The 2,180-nt window shown below is 37.5% G+C and carries 2 protein-coding genes; both read right to left on the bottom strand.

Features of this window, described 5'->3' with window-relative positions; translation table 11 throughout:
* Nucleotides 1-563: 563 nt before the first annotated feature.
* A complete protein-coding gene (locus AB4653_RS27925) occupies nucleotides 564-1,859 on the bottom strand; it encodes a hypothetical protein (RefSeq protein WP_009846613.1) in 1,296 nt (431 codons plus the stop codon).
* Between the two features lie 107 nt (nucleotides 1,860-1,966).
* Nucleotides 1,967-2,180 (bottom strand): hypothetical protein (locus AB4653_RS27920; protein WP_372090894.1); only part of this gene is annotated, 214 nt, incomplete at its 5' end.

Raw genomic sequence — 2,180 nt, 5'->3', positions numbered from 1 at the left:
ATATTGAAGTGAAACCGCCACGATCGCCGTTAGCACCGTCGCAAGTAGAAACATCCCTCCAACGGTAAACCGCAACGAGATTTTTGTGTTTGCCATTATTCTATCCTTGAATAATCACTAGCTAAAAACGTAACACGCTAACAATACTTATATTATTACAACGCCCTACCGCCCCTAGCAACACATTATTCTATATATTATTCAAGTTCTCTTAACATTCTGTCCTGAATCTCAATAATCATGTCTTTAAATGATAATTAACTATATACGTCAGTAAACTAATACCATAATTAATTTAATGGTATTAGTTTTCATAAAATGGAAACACCTACGCCAATGACATCAAGGCAATAAGACCCGTCTTGAACTTTTCTAAGTCATTACGAATCCAGATTGAGTAGGCTGGCTATGTGTTTGATGATTGGATTGCTAGTATGAAAATGAGAGTTACCCCTTATTGTCTTTGATTACGGGATTAGCTCCTTTAATCAAAGTGGGTAACTCTCTACCCTTCACTATTACGACTTAAGCTTAGACAGCTACACAGAATTTAGGACAGCCTCTTACGCCCAGCGGTCAGAACGTATTAGGAGATCTAAACGTGCCGTTACGTGATGGGCTTTTCCTGCATGAATTTTGCTCAATTTACTTTTATGTAAAGCATGAGCGACTTTACTCGCATCCAAATCACTACCGGGAAGAAAGTTCATTTGGCTTCTCGCTGCTTTTAACACCTCAAGAACACCTGGAGTTTTACTCTCTAGAGATATCGGACATTCCTTAATAAACTCTCTTGACTCTTCTTTTAATAGTTCAAAAGACGAAAGAATGTTTTTTTGATGTGCCACTTTATCACTGTCAAGTGTTGTGCCTAATATCTTGGACTTTATCTTGCGTATTCCTCGGCTCAAGCTGATTCGTTTGTGTGCATTTGGCGGGGTAACATCAAGAATTTTCAAAAAATTATAAGGTGAACCATATCTAGGGATGCAAACTATATAGGCAGCTAAGATCGGGATTTTACGTATGTGTTCCGCGAAGAACTGTTCTAGCCTTTCATCACTCATTGATTGAACGTTAATTAAGTAAGTCGTACATTTTTTCTTGAATTCATTATATTCTTTTTCCATTTTCCATTTTTTGATTAGCGAGACAAAAAATTTGAAAATGGAAACAATAGCGTTAGCGATAGTTGTTACTGCTGCACCAACACCAGCACTCAGAGAATTCACTAATATCGTCCCGCCACTTTGCAGAGTTGCAATCGAACTTGATACTGCCGCACCTTTTATTTGCTCTCTGATAGATATAATTACGTAAGAACCAACTTTGTTGGTCGCGAGCATAGTCATACCGTCAGATTTTAGGTAGTGCATTGTTTTTGTAATGGTCTTGTATGCTGACTCTAATGCGGCTTTAATATTACCAGCATGCTGTAAAACTTCGCCTAGTGTTTTTGATACAACATCGGGTAATAGAGCAAATAGTTTTTGCTTTAAATCGTTTCCAAAGTCTGTAATCGACGATAAAAATTCAGTCAACTTTTGCTTTAAAGTAGACACGATTTTCATAAACCAGTTTTGATCGCTATTCATAGCAGCGCTGCTAGCAACTGATTTAACAGCGCCTGACGCTATTTTGTAGCCGGCACTTGAATTGATTGATGACAATCCGTGAGTTCCAGCGTAATTAAGAGCCTTACCAAGTCCGATACTCTTATCGACTACCCCTTTAACTTCCTTTAGTTGACCTGCAGTTTTGCCAACAACAACAAGTTTAGAAAAGAGAGAACCACCTTCAAGCTCCGCTTTAGAGAATACTCTCAACATATCAGCGTACATTGGATTTTGATTTTGCATGTATAAAACTCTTATTATTTAGCTGTATTAGTTCAGAAACGAAAGTGTTCTGCTTTTGCAAGAAAGGACAACACATTGAGCATTATTTTTTCAAAGTTAAATTAGGCTTAGACACCTAGAGTATTGAGCTTTATCGCCCGATTATAATTAAACTCTATGTACTCTATATAGTTTGCCATATCTGTTCTTTTGTCACAATCGGCTAATATAGCTCTGCCGCAAATATAATTAGATTCATAGAGACTGATGAAGCTCTTAAGGCAAGTTGTGGTGAGAATGAATCGGTAATTTTTGGTACTCAAGCCTGCACCTTCAAGTTGA

The organism is Vibrio sp. 10N.222.48.A3, from assembly GCF_041475345.1.
Taxonomy (GTDB): Bacteria; Pseudomonadota; Gammaproteobacteria; order Enterobacterales; family Vibrionaceae; genus Vibrio; species Vibrio tasmaniensis_A.
The sequence above is the reverse complement of the archived record's forward strand: the minus strand, read 5'-3'. Positions and strand labels throughout refer to the sequence as shown.